Genomic DNA, 17,692 nt, shown 5'->3' with positions numbered 1-17,692 from the left:
GACACTGCCCGCTGGCGGCGTTGGCGGGGCCGACGGGCCGACGGGCCGACGGGCCGACGGGACGAGCGGGACGAGCGGGGCCGACGGGGCGAGCAGGATGGACGGGGCGAGGGGGACAGATCACGCGAATGGGGCTGACGGGGTCGATCGCGCGAAAGGGACGAATGGGGCGAACCGGCACGATCGGGCGAATCTTCGGAGCAGGGCAGACTGAATACCACGCGTGTGATTACCACTCTCCCCCGCCATTACTCACGGCAACACAGTGCATTTTCCCGGAATTCTGGCAAAAGTTTGGCAAAGGTGAGGGTCGGGCGACCTAAAGCCCCGTATGCCACGCTCGTGACCTGCACGTACAGTGGCCGAGGTGCCGCCTGTGTGGGGCATCGACCGAGGTGCCGCTCACCCGCCACCGCCTCGGCCACTTCCTCCTCTTCCCTGGGTGGCGGGCGCAGTCCGGACGAGCCCACCCACGGGTGCTGCCGTCGATTCTGCGAGGCGCCGGAGAGAAGGACACCCGGACATGTTCCGCACCGTTCCACGACGCACGCACCGGGCTCCCGGTCCTGCCGTCATCGATTACCGCGGGCTCGCCGCCCCGGTGGGCCGCGGAGCGGGGGGCGTCGCCGTCCTCAGCGCGGTCACCGCTGCGGCCGCCCTCCACGGCGCCGGTTCCGCCGAGGCGCAGGCCCCGACGACGACCGCCGTCCGCGGCACGACCACCCCGGCCGCGGCGGGCTCCGCCACAGCCCCGGCCACCGGCACGACCGCGGCCCCCGCCACCAGCTACTCCTCCGTGAAGCTCCGACTCGGAGCGCGCGGAAGCGCCGTGAAGGAGCTGCAGTCGCAGCTCAACGCGCATGGAGCCTCCCTCGCGAAGGATGGCGTCTTCGGGTCCAAGACCCTCAAGGCCGTCAAGAGCTTCCAGTCCTCCAAGAGCCTGGCCGTCGATGGCGTCGTCGGCCCCAAGACCTGGGGAGCCCTCGGGTCGTCGAGCTCCTCCGGCTCCTCCGGCTCCACGGGATCCTCCTCGCAGTCGACCCTGCGCAGCGGGGATCGCGGCAGCGCCGTGAAGACGCTGCAGACGCAGCTGAACGCGCGCGGTGCCTCGCTGAGCGTGGACGGCGTGTTCGGGTCCAAGACCCTGTCGGCGGTCCGCAGCCTGCAGTCGGCCGCCGGGATCGGCGTGGACGGCGTGGTCGGCTCGAAGACTTGGAACGCCCTGTACTCGGACGTGAGGATCTCCTCCTCGAGCGCCGACCGGGACTCCGATCGCACCTCGAGCAGCTCGATCAACGGATCGGCGATCGTCTCGGCGGCGCGCTCGCAGCTCGGCGTCGGGTACAAGTGGGGCGGCTCCTCGCCGTCCGCCGGCTTCGACTGCTCGGGACTGGTCTACTACGCCTACAACCAGGCGGGCGTGGACATCTCGCGCAAGACCGCCAAGGGCTACACCTTCGGCGGGACGATCATCTCGCAGTCGCAGGCTCAGCCCGGGGATCTCGTCGCGTTCAGCGCGAACGACTGGGGCCACGTGGCGATCTACGCCGGCAACGGCAAGATCATCGACGCCTCAGGCTCGCGCCAGCGGGTCGTCGAGCGCAGCATCTGGGACTCCCCCCACGTGTTCGTCACCTATCGGTGACGGACCCCGCCGGCGAAGGCCCGTCAGACGGGCGTCACCGGCCAGCGGCGGCCTGCTCGATGCGCATGCATCACCGGGAAGGAGCAGGGCGACGCGATGGAGCCCGGTCGGCACATCCGCCGACCGGGCTCCGTCATGTCCGATGCACGGTCCCTTCGAGTCCGTGCCCACCGCCCCCCTATTCCGCAACCCGGCTTCAGAATTCTTCGCGGCACGCCCCGACGGGCGCCCGTCGGCCCCTCCGCCGTGGCAGACTGACGCGAAGAGCCCGACGAGCTCTTCCGAGAAGTTCCGACAGAGCATCCCGAAGACGCCTCAGGAGTCCTCATGCCCGACCCCATCGCCCTCGTCCCGCTGCCGCAGTCCGTGATCTGGTCGGAGGGGGCCTGGGAGACCGACTCGCCCTGGGACGGCCTGTCCGTCGGCCTCTCCGAGGATCTCCCTGCGGCCGAGTACACGCTGTCGATCTCCCCGCAGGGCGCGAACCTGACCGCCGGCAGCGAGGCCGCTCTCGCCGACGGCCGCAACACCTTCGCCCAGATCGTCTCCGATGCCGGCGGCTCGATCCCCTGCGTCGCCATCCACGATCGTCCGAAGTACGCCTGGCGCGGCATGCATCTCGACGTCTCGAGGCATTTCCGCAGCGTCGAGGAGGTCGAGGCGCTGATCGACGCGATGGCGCTGCATCGTCTGAACGTCCTGCACCTGCACCTGACCGACGACCAGGGCTGGCGCGTCGAGATCAAGGGCTATCCGAAGCTCACCGAGGTCGGCGCCTGGCGCGATCAGACCCTCGTCGGCCGGATGGACGGCCCGGAGGAGACCTGGACCTTCGACGGCGTCCGCCATGGCGGGTTCTACACGCAGGACGAGCTGCGCGGTCTCGTCGAGCACGCCCGCACCCGCGGGATCATGGTCGTCCCCGAGATCGACCTGCCCGGACACATGCAGGCCGCGATCGCTGCATACCCCCAGCTGGGCAACAATCCCGCGCAGCAGATCGGGGTGCGCGAGGTCTGGGGCATCTCGGACCACGTCCTCGGAGTCTCCGACGAGGTCTTCGACTTCCTGCGCGACGTGCTCACGCAGGTGGCGGAGATCTTCCCTGCGCCCTACGTCCACATCGGCGGCGACGAGTGCCCGCGAGTCGAGTGGGAGCGCTCGAACGACGCCCGGGAGCGGATGAACGAATGGGGCCTGACCCGCGTCTCCGAGATCCAGGGCCGGTTCACCCAGTTCGCCGCCGACCTGCTGGGGAGCCTCGGCAAGCGCATCATCGGCTGGGACGAGGTGCTCGACACCCATCTGCCCGACGACACCGTCGTCATGAACTGGCGCCACGGCAACGGCCTGAAGACCTCCACGTCCCGCGGCTTCCAGACCATCATCGCCAACAACGAGCACCTCTACCTCGACCGCTACCAGGCCGATCCGAAGCTGGAGCCGCTGGCCATCGGGGGTCTGACCACCCTCGAGGACATCTACACCGCCGAGTTCTCCCCCAAGCCCCTCACGGAGGACGAGGAGAAGCTCGTCATCGGCATCCAGGGCCAGCTGTGGACCGAGTACATGCCCACGGCGGCGCAGGTCGAGTACATGGCCTATCCGCGCCTGTGCGCCGTCGCCGAGCGCGCCTGGGGCTCTCCGCAGCAGAGCTTCGCCGAGTTCGAGGAGCGGGTGCGCGCGCATCTTCCGCGCCTGGACGCCTTCGGAATCCGCTATCGTCCGTTGCAGTGACCCTGCGGCCTCGTGGACCGCGGGGTCACGGGATCCCATTACCCCGTGACCAGGTGATCTCCGATCCCTCTGTCCACGAGCACCAGGAGCAGAGATGAGCGAACCGCGCCGCACCCACCCCTACGGCCGCTCCGCCGACGACGTCCGTCGACGGGATCAGCGCCTGGGGCGGGTGCGGCGCGTGCGCATCACCCAGCTGATCGTCTTCTCGGTGCTCGTGATCGCGATCATCTGCGTCGGCGTGTACGCGATCCGGGAGCTGAGCGCACCCTCGGCGGAGCCCGGGGAGATCACCGTCAAGGACTTCAGCGACGTCGCACCCGATACGAGCTGCCCCGACGAGGGCGCGATACCCCTGGCGCCCGACCAGGTGACCGTCAACGTCTACAACGGCACCTCCCGCAGCGGGCTCGCCGGCAGCACCTCCGCGGAGCTCGTCGAGCGCGGATACACGGCCGGCGAGGTCGGAAACACGCGCGAGGCCGGGGACATCGCCACGATCGTCTACGGGCCCGACGGCTATCTCGCCGCCCAGTCCCTGCTCGCGCAGGTCGGCGACGCGACGCTGAGCCTCGACGACCGCGAGGACACGACGGTGGACCTGCTGATCGGGGACGACTTCGAGGGACTGGCCGACTCCTCCGCCGCGCAGAGCGCGCTCGAGGCGCCGGTGGAGATGCCGGAGGGCTGCGGCTGAGTCGTCGGCCGCGAGCACTCGGGCACTCGGTCACTCGAGCACCCGGTCGCTCGAGCACTCGGTCGCTCGAGCCTCCGAGCCTACGGGGGTCAGTCGTCCCAGGTGCGGCGGTCGCGCTCCATGGCGACCCCGATCCACAGCGACACTCCTCCGCCGAAGAGCATGAGCACCACGATGGTGCCGAAGACGACCGCGGTGCCCGGGGAGCCCGGCATGAGACCCACCAGCAGCGAGTTGATGCCCCCGGTGTCGGCCCGATGGGGCTCGGCGTCCGCGAGCGCGGGGTCCACCTCGATCGACAGGGTCGCCGAGACGGGGACCCCGGCCTCATCGCGCACGTGGTAGTCGATCGAGGTCGTGCGGCCGGTGAAGCTGTCACCGGGGTCGAAGCTGACGGCACCGTTGGCGGCGATCGAGTAGACGCCCTCCCCCGGGATCACCAGACGGCTGCCCTCCCCCTCGTCGAGCTCCGAGAGGTTCGTCGCCGACAGCGAGCTGAGGGTCACGGTGTCCTCGTCGAGCGGCTGGGCGGCGCTGCCGGCGGTGTCGTTGCCGAGCACGTCCACCACGACCGGGGTGCCCGGTGCGGTGGTGGCCTCGTCGTCACGAGCGGTGGGGACGACGTCGGAGACGACGGCCTCGAGCGCCGCCGAGGTCCGGTTGTCGGAGTAGACGGCCTGTCCCGCGATGCGCACCGACGTCGCCGTCCCCGTGAAGCCCTCCTCGGGTGTGAAGGTCGCGGTGCGCGCGTCGAGCTCGATCGTCCACACCCCCTCCCCGGGCACGGAGAGCGTCAGGCCGTCGTCGGACAGCTCGGCCCCCTCCGGCAGCGCGGACGCGTCGAAGACCATCGAGTCGGAGCGGACGTCGCGCACATCAAGGGTCAGGTCGAAGACGACCGGATTGCCGGGCGTCGCACTCATGGCGCGGTCGACCATCACCGGGTAGGCGGTGCGCAGGATGCCCGGCAGCGAGGTGTTGCCGTCCTCGTCGGCACCGAGCACCTCCATCGGCGCGGTCAGGCGCACGTCCTCGCTCTCCGGCGAGAACCGGACGGTCTGAGCATCGCGGTCCAGGGTCCAGACCCCCTGGCCGGGGATCTCCACGCGCGTGCCGTCATCCGAGGTCTCCGAGGAGTCGCCCGCCTGAGGGCTCAGCTCCAGGGTCGACGGATCGATGTACTGCTGCTGCTCCGAGAGGGAGAAGAGGATGTCCTGGCCGTAGGGAGCGGACCAGTACAGATCGGAGATGATCGGGACGGTGAGCGAGGCCTCTCCGGCGCCGACGGCCGCCCCCTCCTCGTCCTCGACGACGAAGCGCACCGGTGTGGGCTGGTAGCCGAGGCGTGCGCTGCCGGGGAGATAGGTCAGGGTCGCTCCGTCGGCGGAGAGCTGCCAGGTCCCCTCATCGGGAACGGTCAGCCGGCTGCCGTCGGAGAGGACGGTGGAGCCCGGGCTGAGCCCGTCGAGCGTGAGCTCCACGGCGCCGCCCTCAGGGACGTCGACCTTCGAGGACAGGTCGATGCCGACCTGGGCGCCGGCCGAGGAGTGAGCGCTGATCTCGGCGAGCTCGAGACCCTCGGGGACGATCTCGGTGGGCTCGGAGGCACGGCCGGTGGAGGAGCTCGCGATGCTTAGGGCCACCGGCAGCGACGGGTTCTCGACCCCCTCGACCGGCGTGAAGACGAGGTCGTCGTCGATCAGCGACCAGATGCCCTCTCCGGCGACGTCCAGAGTGCGGCCGTCGTCCTCGAGCTCCATGAGGCCCTTCTCGGTGTCGTCGAGGTCCTCGGGCACGGAGAGGCGGGCGGTCTCGAGCTCGAGGTCGTCCTGATCGGCGTCATCGATCAGGGACAGCAGCGGCACGACGGTGACCGCGCCGGGCACCAGGCTCACGGTGCTGCTCTCGAGCGGCAGATCGAAAGGACCGGACTCACCGAGCGCCGACGCAGGCAGCGCGGTGCAGACCGTCAGGAGCCCCGCGGCCGCGAGAGCGGCACCGCGCACCGTCAGCGCCTGCCGGACGGAGCGCGGCCTGCGTTGACGCGTCGACTCGAGCACCGCACCAGCGTAACAAGCACGTAGTGTGGGTCCATGGATGCCCAGGACGCCGTGCCCGCAGCCGTCCCCGATCTCGTCGCGCGGGGTCTCCGCACCGATCGCGCTCTCCTCCGCCCCCTCGTCGAGGCGCTCGAGGCCTGGATGCCCGCGCAGCGCTGGTTCGCCCACAAGGGCGACGGTGCCATCCACCTGGAGATCGTCGGCACCGCCACGCTCCTCGAGTCCCCCGATCACTCCGTCAGCTGGACCGTCGTGGAGGTGACGACCGATGTCGGGCGCGCGCTCTACCAGATCCCGCTCGTGCTGCGCCCGGTCCACGAGTCCGACAGTCCCGGAGGCTCCGGCGCGGCCGACGGTCTCGACCGGTCCGACGGGTCCGACGGGTCCGATAGGAAGGAGCTGGGAGCCCGGATCGGGATCCTCGATGGTCCCGGCAGGCTGCTCGTCGTCGACGCCCTGCGCGACGCCGACGGCCGTGCCGCCGTGACCGCGCTCCTGCTGAGGACGCTGCCCATCGAGGGCGAATCGCTCGAGCTCTCCCCCTCCGGACTTCTCTCGCGGACCGATCTGCCCGTCAGCCCCGATGCCCGCAGCCGCCTGCTCTCGGGCGAGCAGTCGAACTCCTCGATCGTGGTCGAGGAGGGCGGCGTCCCGCCCGTGATCCTCAAGGTCTTCCGCGTCCTGCAGGACGGCGAGAACCCCGACGTCGTGCTGCAGGGTGCTCTCAGCGAGGCGGGCAGCACACGGGTGCCCACCGCGGTCGGCTCCGCGCGGCTCTCCGTCGGCCCGCTGCGCGGCCATGCCCTGTTCGCCCAGGAGTTCCTCCCCGGCGTGGAGGACGCCTGGCGCACGATGCTTCGATCGGCGGCCGCAGGCGAGGACGTCTCGTCGTCCGTGCGCGATCTCGGCGCCGCCGTGGCAGAGGTCCACCGCGGTCTCGCCGAGGCGCTCGGCACCTGCCCCACCCCGCCGTCCGAGGCGGCGGCCGCCGTCGGCCGGATGATCCGACGCATCGACGAGGTCGCCGCAGCGGTCCCCCAGGTCGCCGCGCATCGCACGGCGCTCGAGGTCCTCTACGGATCCTGCCTCGAGGTCGCATGGCCCGACCGTCAGCGCATCCACGGAGACCTCCACCTCGGGCAGGTGCTCTCCGCCCCGGGCCGCGGTTGGGTGCTGGTCGACTTCGAGGGGGAGCCCCTGCGTCCGCTCGCCGAGCGGACGCGGCCCGACTCCCCCATCCGGGACGTCGCCGGGATGCTGCGGAGCCTGGACTATGCGGCCGCGGCCGTCGAGCGCGAGCAGGGCACGGATCCGGCCGACGCCGCTCGGTGGGCGGGCCGTGCCCGGGAGGCGTTCCTCGCCGGCTACGTCCACGAGGCCGGGCTCGACACCCGCGCCGACACCGCCCGTCTGCGGGTGCTCCTGAGCGCCTTCGAGGCCGACAAGGCCGTCTACGAGGCGCTCTACGAGGCACGGAACCGCCCCGACTGGCTGGACATCCCCCTCAGCGCTCTCGAGCGCATCGGCGAGCGCGCGCTGGCCCTGGAGGAGCGCGCCTAGTCGCACGCTCCCGGCCCGGCCGCCTCGTCGTGCGGGTCATCTCGCCTCGTCGGTCTCCGGGAGGTAGGGCGCGCTGGTCGCACGGACGCTCAGGCGCACACCGATCACGACCTCCAGGAGATCTCCCTGCGGAGTGTCCCAGACGAGCTGGCGCAGCCCCCCGCGCTGCGTGTCCCCGCAGCGGGCGAACCCCTGGGAACGGGCCGCGGCGTCGGCCCCCGCGACCAGTGCGGCGAGCTCACCAGGTCGCCAGCCCGGTGTCCCGACGCTCGCCATGAGCTCGCTGACCAGGCACATCGTCTCGAGTCCCTGCCAGAGAACGCCCGAGTGCCGCTCCCGTGCGGGACGGCGCACGATGAACTCGCCGAGGGACGGCTGCTCCTGGCGCAGTTCGGCGATCATGACGTCGAGCAGACGGGCGATGCGATCGTGCGCCTCCTCCTGCGCAGCGATCGAGGAGTCCTCGTCCCGGCCCGCCCCGGCAGCGCCGGCGACGGTGCTGGCGACAGTGCCGTCGACGTCCTCCGCCGAGCTCCTGCGGGCGGCGTCCTGCTCCCGCCCCTGAGGTCCGGGCATGATGCTCCCTCCGCCCGCTGCCGCGATCGGCAGCGCTGATGATGATCGTGGTGGTCCTGCTGATGGTGCTGATCGTGGTGCCGTCTGATGCTGATCGTGCCGCCGCCGCACTCGACGGCCGTCGGTCCGCGGCCCTGGCATGCCATCCGCCGGAGCCATGCCATCCTCCGGAGCGGTCGCACGGCGATCCGGTCCACGCTACCGGTCGACCGGTTCAGCGCACGATGGGGAGGACTCCCCATGATGCCGCTCCCGGCTGTGAGCGCGCCGGAGCCGAACCTCGACCTCGGACGTCCGGCCGATCAGCCCTCGACCGGGACGAACTCCACCGGAGAGACCGAGGAGTAGCGGTCCTGGCGGATCGCGACGACGCCGACGCCGCCGATGAACGGGGCCAGGGCCTGCGGGTTCTTCCCGGGATTGGCGAGGATGACCTGGAAGCCGAAGTGGCGGAAGGACTCCATCGCGGCGGTGATGAACTTGCCGGCGCCCTTGGAGAAGGCCTCGTCGATGATGATCGGCGCATAGCGGGGGACGTCGATCCCCGTCCCGGCGAGCTGGTAGCGCAGCGCCGCGGCGAGGCAGAACGTGGTCAGACGCTCGTTCTGGCCGCCCGAGAGGGGACCCCCGGACTCGTGCGCGTGCACCACCGTGCCCTCGGCATCGACCTCCTCGGCATGGAAGTGCACGTGACGACGCACGTCGAGGATCGCCCGGGAGACCTGGTCCTCGCGGGTGCGAGCGGCGCTGATCATCTCCATCAGGTGCCGCAGCGACAGGAAGCGCTCCTCGGCGAGCTCGCGGTCACGGCTCATGTCGTTCAGGGCGGTGTCGGCGACCGCCGCCTCGAGCGCCTTCTTGAACTCGTCCAGCGCCGCCAGGTGCACCGGCCGCATCGACAGCTGCAGGAAGCGTCCGGAATGGAACTCGACCTGGGAGAGCAGGGCGTTGATCCGCTGCAGGCGCTTGCGGATCTCCGCGGGCTCGCGGGCGATCGCGGTGGCCAGGGCCTGCACGTCGCCGAGGGTGTTGGAGGTGAAGAAGTCGAAGAAGCGGTCCTCGACCTCGGGAAGCTTCTCCTCCTCGATGCGCTGCAGGATCGCGAGGTAGTCCTCGGCCGCGTCGAGCGTCGCCGCCGTGTCACCGGCTGTCGCCGGCCAGCGACGGGAGAACTCGCGCATCGCGGTGCGGATGTCCTCCTCGGCGCGCGAGGTGCGCCGGGTGAGATCCATGAGCTCGGCGTCCAGGGTCGCCGAGGCGTCCTTGGTGACCTGGTCGATGTTGGAGATCAGCAGGGTCGGGGCGATCGCCGCGAAGCGCTCGGCGAGCTCCTGCTCGACCTCCGGGGAGAGCCCGGAGTCGGCGACCTTCCCCTGCGCCTCGGCGAGCCGCTCGGAGGCGCGCTCCGCCTGCTCGGTGAGCTTCCCGGCCGTGCGCACGACCTCCAGCAGCTCGGCGTCGGTGTCGGCGATCGCGCGCTCCACGTCGTCGATCTGACGGGCGAGCTCCGTCAGCGCGGCCGAGCCGTCCTCGGCGGCGCGGACCATGTCGCGCAGGTTCGCGACCCGTCGGGCGACGGAGGCGGCATCGATGTCGTCCCACTCGACTGCCGCGATCGACTGCAGGGCGTAGAGGCGCTCGCGGCGCTGCTCACGCTCGTCCTCGACATCCTTGCGCCGCGCCTGCGCCTCGAACAGCGCCTGCTCGGCGCGGGTGCGCTCCTGCTCGAAGACGGCGCGCTTGGCACGGTTGTCGAAGCCCAGCACCCACTGGGAGCGGTCGTTGATCTGGCGATCCGCGTTCTTCTCATGGCGGGTCGCGGAGTGCTTGACCTGGCCCGAGCGGAGGACGGCACGGTGCAGGCGGGTGAACTCCTCGAGGTCCTCCGCGCACACGTAGTCCATGCGGGAGGCGATCTCGTGGCTCAGCCAGGGATGGAACTCGCCCTCCTTGACGTCGATCTTCGCCGCGAGGGTGCGATCGTCGATCCCGACCGCGGGGCGGCGCAGATCGGTGTTGACGCGGTTGTAGGAGATCCGTCGACGCAGCCTGGTGCGGTCGATCACCGCGGCGACCTTGCGGTACACCCGCTCCGGCACGAGGATCGAGCGGGCCAGCCCCCGCAGCGCCTGCTCCGCGGCCGCAGTCCACTCCTCCTCGCCGGCCTTGACCTGCAGCAGCTCGGCGGCGAACGGCAGCTCGGTGGGCGCGATGCCGACCTCGGCGGCGATGCGGTCGCGCAGGGCGACGTCCTCGGAGTGGAGGTTCGAGGCGCGCGTGGTCAGCGACTTCAGCTCCTGGCGGGTGTCCTCGAGGCGGGAGGCGAGCTCGCGGACCTTCGCCTCGGCCTCCCAGCGGGTGCCGTCGGCCTGCTGCTCCTCCTCCTCGAGCTTCTCGCGCAGTGCGGCGACCTCGCGCTGCAGGGCCAGGAACATGTCCTCGCCCGCCGGGGTGGACAGCTCCACCGTGGCGAGCTGGGAGGCGAACTCGGCGGCGCGCTCGCGGCGGCGCTCCCGCTCGACCTCGAGGCCCGCGATCTGCTGCTTCCAGTCATCGATCTCGCCGCCGCCGGCACGACGGCGCTGCTCCTTGAGCTGGGCGAGATCGGCGCGGGCCTCGGCCACGTCCTGGGTGAGCCGACGCTGCTGGGCGGCGGTGCGGTCCCGCTCGAGCTGCAGCCGCTCCTCCTCCTCGCCGAGCAGCCGCACCAGGTGCTGGGCGGCGAACACGTCGATGTCGCTGCGGCGATCGACCAGGGCACCACCGCGCTCGCGCATCTCGCGCCAGGAGGTGTGGTTCTCGCGCAGGGTGCGCAGCAGGTCCCTCTGCTCGCGGGCCGTCACGAGCGCCTCGTAGACCTCGGAGAGGTTGTGGAAGTTCGCGAGCGCCTGATCGGCCAGCTCGAAGGTCCGCGGGGCGTCGAGCATGTAGTCGCGCAGGAGGGCGTTGACGTCGCCGAGCTCCTTGGCCGACTGGATCTTGTGCAGCAGCCCCAGCGCCTTCTCGTCGGGGATCCCCAGCAGCTGGCAGAACGCCGCGCGGTACTCGCGGAACTGGCGATAGGTCTCCGTGCCGGGGAACGCGGCGGCGAGCGCCTTGCCCTCGATCTGGCTGGAGACGAAGGGGCGCATGTCCGCGACGTCCAGAGGCTGGCGCGCGATGACGTACAGGCTCTTCACGTCGCTGTCGGCCGTGTGGCCGGCGTGCAGGAGCAGCAGGCGGCTCAGCTGCGCGGTCCCGCCGCGGCCGTCGGAGTAGCGCAGGGAGATCACCGACAGCGTGGTCCTCTCGCGCAGCACCTCCTGGCTGAACTCGCCGGTGGCCTGGTCGTAATGCATGGCCCAGGCGCCGCGCACGTAGCTGGCCACCGTCCGTCGGTACTTCGAGCGGTTGGGGCCGGCGTCCGACGCGGCGGCGTTGAACTGGAGTGTCCGCGGAGGGGTCAGCAGGGCGCTGATCGCGTCCAGCAGGGTGGACTTGCCGGTGCCGGGCCCTCCGGTGAGGAAGAAGCCCTTGGGGGAGATCGCGAGATCGTGGGTCCCGTGGAAGGTCCCCCAGTTCGACACCTGCACGTGGGTCAGCCGCCACTGGCCGGGGTGCGGGTGGTCGGGGTCGACGTCATGCTGGTCGGTCCCCGCCTCGGGGGCGGCGACGCCGGGCAGGTCGAGGGTCGTTGCGTCGGATTCCACCCCAGAAGGGTACCGGCCGCGACGGCTCCCCGAGAGCCCTGCCACGACAGTCAGCGCAGCGCCCCCGCAGCGATCGCGGAGGCCATGCTCGGCGCGAGGGGCAGACGCGGGATCAGCGTCGCCTGGGCGGCATAGTAGAGGTCCGGCTTCCCGGACCACACCGTGCGCGCGACCCGCACGCACCGGTCGAGCTGGTGATGCCAGGATCCCCCCTCGCGGTCGAGGAAGAACTGCTCGGCATGGTCCCACCAGGCGGCGTAGTCGTCGGCGAACCGCTGCTCGCCGGTGCGCCGATGCATGGCCGCGGCGACGCCGATCGCCTCGGCGAGCACCCAGTGGAGGCGATCGTGGGTGACCGGGACTCCCGACCAGTCGGTCGTGTAGACGAAGCCGGGTGCGCCGTCGACCGACCAGCCGTCGGCGACGGCCCGATCATAGAGGGAGACCGCGGCCTCGAGCGGAGGGACCGGGAGCTCGGCGAGGGCCGCATGGCCTTCGCCGAGGGAGGCCTCGAGATGGAGGATCAGCCGTGCCCATTCGAGGGCATGGCCGACGGTCGCGCCGTAGGGGCGGAACTGGTCCTCCCGCCGATCGCCGTTGTACTCGGGCAGCACCGTCCAGTCCGCGGCATAGTGCTCGGGCAGTCGCCAGCCGTGCTCTCCCGCCCGCAGGGTCGCGAAGCCCGCGAGACGGGCGGCGCGCTCGTGCCAGATCGGTCCGACGACGTCCCCGGCGGCGAGCATCGCCTCGACGGTGTGCATCGTCGAGTTCATGCCGCGATAGTCGGAGGCGACCTCGAAGCCGACATCCCAGGAGTCGATCACGAAGCCGTCGGCGTCGAGGAAGCGCTCCTCGAGCAGATCCAGCGCCTCCTCGAGCAGGGTCTCGGCGCCCGGGAGGCCGGCGACCCGAGCGGACGTCGCCGCGAGGACGACGAATGCGTGGTCGTAGGCCTGCTTGCCATCCGCAGGATCACGGTCCGCGGAGTGGAACCAGCCACCGTGCTCCTCGTCCCTCAGCGGTCCGGCGAGTGCGGAGAGGCACGTCTCGGCGACGGGTCTGCTTCCCGGGATCCCCGCCAGCGCACCCAGGGAGTGCACGTGGACGGCGCGGGCGGTCAGCCAGGTCTCCGGCGTCCGGGCCGTCGCCTCGCCCGAGGCGTCCAGCCAGGCGGCGCCCGTCGGCCCCGCGATCTCCCGCCGGCCGAAGCCGAGCAGGCGCTCGAACTCCCCCTGCAGCCACCCGCGGTGAGCGGGCAGCTCCGTCCAGGCGCTCACACCGCCACCCGCTCGGAGGCGCGGGCCAGCACCGCGAGGTCGTTCGCGCTGCGCAGGACCTCGGGCGAGACGAGCGCCTCCTCGAGGCCCGCTGCCGACGTATGGACCATCACCGTCTCGGTGGCGCCGGCAGGGAGCGTGATCAGGGCGTCCTCGACGAACGCATCGGGGGCGACCCTGTCCGCCAGCAGCGTCAGCTGCACGACGAGGGAGCGGGCCGTGACCTCGACCTCGTACCCTCCCTCGACCGCCCGCGCCCGCGCCTCGACGGGACGGTCCTCGAGCCGTGCGTCCTTGATCTCGCTGAAGAGGTGCACGGTCCTCAGGTCGCCGAACTCGGCCACGAGCGCCTCGGCGGTCGGATCCTCGGGTGTCGCGGCGCAGGCGGGCACCGGCACCGTCCGGACGCTGCGCGCCGAGACGCTCACGGGGATCCGATGCGCACCGTGCTCCGTGCCGTCGAAGCCGATGCGCCGCAGGACGAGCTCACCGACGATCCGGTCATCGGTGTCGTTGATGAGGCTCGCCTCCAGAGCACCGCCCGCAGCTGCGGCCCCAGCCGCAGCTTCGACCCCAGCCACAGCCGCGTCGTCGGCCGCGGGAGCGCCCGCCTCCGCGGTCGGCGGGGCGAGGACGATGCGGCGCGGGGCGAAGCTCTCCCGCAGCGCGTACCACAGCGGCTTCGGACGCTCCGCCCAGTCGACAGCCGCCCATGAGGTCACGGGCCAGCAGTCGTTGAGCTGCCAGACGAGGGCTCCCGCGGTGCGGGGCCAGTGCCGCCGGTAGTGGTCGAGCGCGAAGCCGACGGCGCGCGCCTGGTTCAGCTGCGTCGCCCAGTGCCAGTCCGCGAAGCCCTCGGGGACGCCGAGGTGGGCCGCCAGTCCCGCGTCGAGCTTGGCGTTCCCGTCCTCCGCCTTCTGATGGGCGAGGAAGACGGGATGTCCCTTGGGGTCCTCGATCTCGGTGAGCGGGGTCCCGTCGACCGCGAGCCATTCCTGCAGGGTCGCCCAGGCCGGGGGGCCCTGGAACCCGAACTCCGAGCAGAACCGCGGGATGTCGTCGCGGTAGTGGACGTAGTCGCGGCGGTTCCAGACCTCCCACTCATGATGGGTGCCGTGGTCGGGATCGTTGGGGTGGACGCCCGTGGGCGCCGTGCCCGGTGAGTACGGGCTGTTGACGCTGTAGGGACGGGTCGGGTCCAGCTCGGCGACGATCCGGGGGAACAGCTCCGCCGCGTAGTGGGCGCCCCAGCTGCGGCCCTCGAGATCCTCCTTCCAGCCCCAGTCCTCGTAGCCCCACACGTTCTCGTTGCCGCCGTTGTAGAGGACGAGGCTCGGATGGGACATGAGGCGCACGACGTTCTCCCGCACCTCGGCCTCGATCTCCGCGCGCAGCGGCTGCTCCTCGGAGTACGCGGCGCAGGCGAGCAGGAAGTCCTGCCACACCATCAGCCCGGTCTTGTCGCAGAGCTCGTAGAAGTCGTCGGACTCATGGATGCCTCCGCCCCAGACCCGCACCATGTTGCAGTGCGCGTCCAGCGCCTGGTCGATCCGGCGCTCCAGGCGATCGCGATCGATCGTGGTGAGCAGGTGGTCGTCGGGGATCCAGTTGACGCCCTTGGCGAACACAGGCCGACCGTTGACGACGAGCGTGAAGGGGGTGCCGTGCTCGTCGGGCTCGGTGTCGACCTCGACGGTGCGGAAGCCGACCCGGCGCGACCAGGCGTCGAGCGGCGCATCGTCCTCGCTGAGCTCGAGGCGGAGGTCCACGAGGGGCTGCTCGCCATAGCCGACGGGCCACCACACCGGCGCATCCGGCACCTCCAGGGTGATCACTGCGCTGCGCTGGTCACCGGGGACGACGACCTCGACGGAGCGTCCGAGGGCGCTCAGTGCGAGGACGACGTCACCGGGACGGGTGCGGTCGAGGCGGACGTGGAGCTCGGCCGCCCCGGTGGTCCCCTCGAGGCGGATCACGGGACGCACCTCGGCGAGGCGGGCCACGCTCCACCGCTCCAGACGGACCGGCCGCCACAGTCCGGCGGTCCGCAGATCCGGACCCCAGTCCCAGCCGAAGCTCGAGGCCATCTTCCGGGTCGCGTTGTAGGGCGTCGGGTAGGCGCTCGGACGGCGGTGCTGGCGATCGTGCTCCGCCGAGGCGACCGCGGTCGCGCTCTCGATGTCCACCCGCAGCTCCTTCGCGGTGCCGTCGAGCCGGGAGCCGACGTCGTAGCGCCAGGAGCGGTGCATGTTCGTCGTGGCGCCGAGGACCTTCCCGTCGAAGGAGATCTCGGCGAAGGTGTCCACGCCGTCGAAGGCGAGCTCGACGCGCTCGTCGGCCCGGGGGGCGGTGAGGTCGAGCGCCCGCGGGTCGAGCCGGAGGCTGTAGACCCAGCCCAGATCGAACATCCACTCCTGCTCGCGGGACACGTCGTCGCGGTACGGATGGTCGATGGCGCCCGCTGCGAGGAGAGCGGTGTGGCTGGTCCCGGGAACCTCGGCCGCGACGGAGGCGGGGAGGCGGTCGGCACCGGGCCCCGTGGGCGCGAGCGTCCAGCCGGTGCGCAGCTCGACGGAGTCCGCGCGGGTCGAGGTGGTGGGGGTGCTGCTCATTTGACTGCTCCTGCGGCGAAGCCGTTGTAGATGTATCGCTGGAGGAAGAGGAAGACGATGAGGGTCGGCAGGAGCACGATGAGGATTCCTGCGGAGATGATCTGCCATTGCGCGCCGTACGGTCCCATGAAGCGGAACAGCGAGGTCGAGATGACGCCGAGGTCGCGCGAGGGCATGTAGAGGAACGGGATGTAGAACTCGTTGTAGATCGCGATGCCCCGGACGATGATCACGGTCGCGATCGGCGGCTTGAGCAGCGGCAGGATGATCTGGAAGAAGATCCTCAGATGCCCGGCACCCTCGAGCGCGGCCGCCTCGTCGAGCTCCTTCGGGATGTTCCGGATGAACTGGAGGAAGATGTAGATGCTGACGATGTCGGTGCCCATGAAGAGCACGATCGGGGCGCCCAGGGAGTTGAACAGGCCCAGGGCGTTGATGATCTGGAAAGTCGCCACCTGGGTGGTGACCGCCGGGACCAGGGTCGCCAGCAGGAAGAGCCCCGTCACGGCCCCGCGGCCCCGGAAGCGGAAGCGGTCGATCGCGTAGGCCGACGCGGCCCCGATGAGGATCGTCCCCGCCACCGCGATCACGAGGATGATCGCGGTGTTGCCGAAGGCCTGGAGCATCTTCCCGCGGGTGAACGCGGTCACGAAGTTCTCGAGGTTGGTCCAGTCCTCCGGGGGAGTGAACGGGCCGGTGGTGAGGAACTCCCGCTTCCCCTTGAACGCTCCGAGGATGATCAGGGAGATGGGGAGGAGCACGGCGATCGAGCCGAGGATGAGGGAGAGGTACTTCCCGAGGGTGAGCAGGGGGCTCAGAACGGATCGACGTTCCATGATCAGCGTCCTTCCTTGCCGGCGGAGCGGCGTGCGGCGCGCTTGGCGGCACGGCGCGCATCCCGCTCGTCGTCATCGTCCACGAGGGTGCGCTGCACCCAGGTGACGATCAGGACGAGCAGCAGCAGCACGACCGCCATGGCCGAGGCCAGCCCGACGTTGTTCAGCTCGAAGGCCATGCGGATGGTGCGGATGACGAAGGTCTCCGACCCGTTGGCGCCGCCGGTCATGATGTAGGGGATCTCGAACACGGACAGCGAGCCCGAGATCGCGAGGATCACGGAGAGTCCGATGATCGGGCGGATGGCCGGAAGGATCAGATGGCGGAACTGGTCCCAGCGATCCGCACCGTCCAGGGCGGCGGCCTCGTAGAGCTCGCCGGGGACCGACTGGATCGCCCCCAGGAACAGCACGAAGTTCAAACCCATGTAGCGCCAGACGGAGACCGTGGCCAGGGTGATGTTGACCATCGCCGGATCGCCGGTCCACTGGGTGATCAGGCTCTCCAGCCCGAGGGACATCAGGAGCGTGTCCAGACCTCCCTCGGGGCGGAGGAAGTTGTTGAAGATGAGTCCGATGGCCACCCCGTTGATGAGGTAGGGGAAGAACAGCAGTCCCTTCCACAGGTTCACGAACCGCACCTTGAAGCTGAGGATCGTCGCGAAGTACAGAGCCAGCGCGAGCTGGACGAACGACGCGATGAAGTAGTACAGCGACACGTAGAAGACGCGCAGGTTGTCGGGCTGCGTGAAGATCTGGACGTAGTTGTCCAGGCCGACGACGTTCCGGGTCCTGCTCAGGCCGTCCCAGTCGGTGACCGAGTACCCGAGCATGTTCAGCACCGGGAGGTACGTGAAGGCGATCAGGAAGACGAGCGGTATCGCGAGGAACAGCCAGGGGACGATGCGGGCGGACACGGACCGGCGGCCCGGCGCGCCGCGATGCCGCGCGCGCCGGGCGTCCGGGTCGGTCGTCGGAGCCGACGACGTGGTGGTGGACATCA

11 protein-coding genes are annotated in these 17,692 nt (G+C 70.7%); 4 read left to right on the top strand and 7 right to left on the bottom strand.

Annotation, left to right across the window (positions count from 1 at the left end):
• Window positions 1-523: 523 nt before the first annotated feature.
• The 3 genes from ACZ5AJ_RS00785 (at window position 524) to ACZ5AJ_RS00775 (ending at window position 4,079) form a co-directional block, all read left to right on the top strand.
• Entirely contained in the window at window positions 524-1,645 is a 1,122-nt protein-coding gene (locus tag ACZ5AJ_RS00785) for a C40 family peptidase (protein WP_464136254.1), read from the top strand.
• A gap of 327 nt (window positions 1,646-1,972) precedes the next feature.
• The gene (locus tag ACZ5AJ_RS00780) at window positions 1,973-3,382 is read left to right on the top strand and encodes a beta-N-acetylhexosaminidase (protein WP_464136251.1); all 1,410 of its coding nucleotides are present in this window, start codon (window positions 1,973-1,975) and stop codon (window positions 3,380-3,382) included.
• Window positions 3,383-3,476: 94 nt separating this feature from the next.
• The gene (locus ACZ5AJ_RS00775; RefSeq protein ID WP_464136249.1) at window positions 3,477-4,079 is read left to right on the top strand and encodes a LytR C-terminal domain-containing protein; all 603 of its coding nucleotides are present in this window, start codon (window positions 3,477-3,479) and stop codon (window positions 4,077-4,079) included.
• An 89-nt stretch (window positions 4,080-4,168) separates the two neighbouring features.
• Here ACZ5AJ_RS00775 and ACZ5AJ_RS00770 read toward each other — a convergent pair whose 3' ends face one another.
• Complete coding sequence (locus ACZ5AJ_RS00770; RefSeq protein ID WP_464136247.1) at window positions 4,169-6,139, bottom strand: Ig-like domain-containing protein; 1,971 nt, start codon at window positions 6,137-6,139, stop codon at window positions 4,169-4,171.
• 33 nt (window positions 6,140-6,172) lie between these two features.
• Here ACZ5AJ_RS00770 and ACZ5AJ_RS00765 point away from each other — a divergent pair, with 33 nt between their 5' ends.
• A complete protein-coding gene (locus ACZ5AJ_RS00765; RefSeq protein ID WP_464136245.1) occupies window positions 6,173-7,699 on the top strand; it encodes a maltokinase N-terminal cap-like domain-containing protein in 1,527 nt (508 codons plus the stop codon).
• A 36-nt stretch (window positions 7,700-7,735) separates the two neighbouring features.
• Here ACZ5AJ_RS00765 and ACZ5AJ_RS00760 read toward each other — a convergent pair whose 3' ends face one another.
• The 6 genes from ACZ5AJ_RS00760 to ACZ5AJ_RS00735 all read right to left on the bottom strand — a co-directional run bounded on the left by ACZ5AJ_RS00760 (window position 7,736) and on the right by ACZ5AJ_RS00735 (window position 17,690).
• Window positions 7,736-8,275: a hypothetical protein gene (locus tag ACZ5AJ_RS00760; protein ID WP_464136244.1), complete on the bottom strand. Its 540-nt coding sequence runs from the start codon at window positions 8,273-8,275 to the stop codon at window positions 7,736-7,738.
• Between the two features lie 302 nt (window positions 8,276-8,577).
• The gene (locus ACZ5AJ_RS00755; RefSeq protein ID WP_464136242.1) at window positions 8,578-11,964 is read right to left on the bottom strand and encodes an ATP-binding protein; all 3,387 of its coding nucleotides are present in this window, start codon (window positions 11,962-11,964) and stop codon (window positions 8,578-8,580) included.
• Window positions 11,965-12,014: 50 nt separating this feature from the next.
• The gene (locus ACZ5AJ_RS00750) at window positions 12,015-13,241 is read right to left on the bottom strand and encodes an AGE family epimerase/isomerase (protein ID WP_464136240.1); all 1,227 of its coding nucleotides are present in this window, start codon (window positions 13,239-13,241) and stop codon (window positions 12,015-12,017) included.
• On the bottom strand, window positions 13,238-15,853 hold the full coding sequence (locus ACZ5AJ_RS00745; RefSeq protein ID WP_464136238.1) for a glycoside hydrolase family 2 protein: 2,616 nt from the start codon (window positions 15,851-15,853) through the stop codon (window positions 13,238-13,240). The genes ACZ5AJ_RS00750 and ACZ5AJ_RS00745 overlap by 4 nt, the downstream gene beginning before the upstream one ends.
• Window positions 15,850-16,689: a carbohydrate ABC transporter permease gene (locus tag ACZ5AJ_RS00740; protein ID WP_464136236.1), complete on the bottom strand. Its 840-nt coding sequence runs from the start codon at window positions 16,687-16,689 to the stop codon at window positions 15,850-15,852. The genes ACZ5AJ_RS00745 and ACZ5AJ_RS00740 overlap by 4 nt, the downstream gene beginning before the upstream one ends.
• Before the next feature lie 2 nt (window positions 16,690-16,691).
• Complete coding sequence (locus ACZ5AJ_RS00735; RefSeq protein ID WP_464136234.1) at window positions 16,692-17,690, bottom strand: carbohydrate ABC transporter permease; 999 nt, start codon at window positions 17,688-17,690, stop codon at window positions 16,692-16,694.
• Between the last annotated feature and the right edge of the window lie 2 nt (window positions 17,691-17,692).

This window comes from Brachybacterium zhongshanense, assembly GCF_055385755.1.
This window is presented reverse-complemented; position numbering and strand designations above follow the sequence as displayed.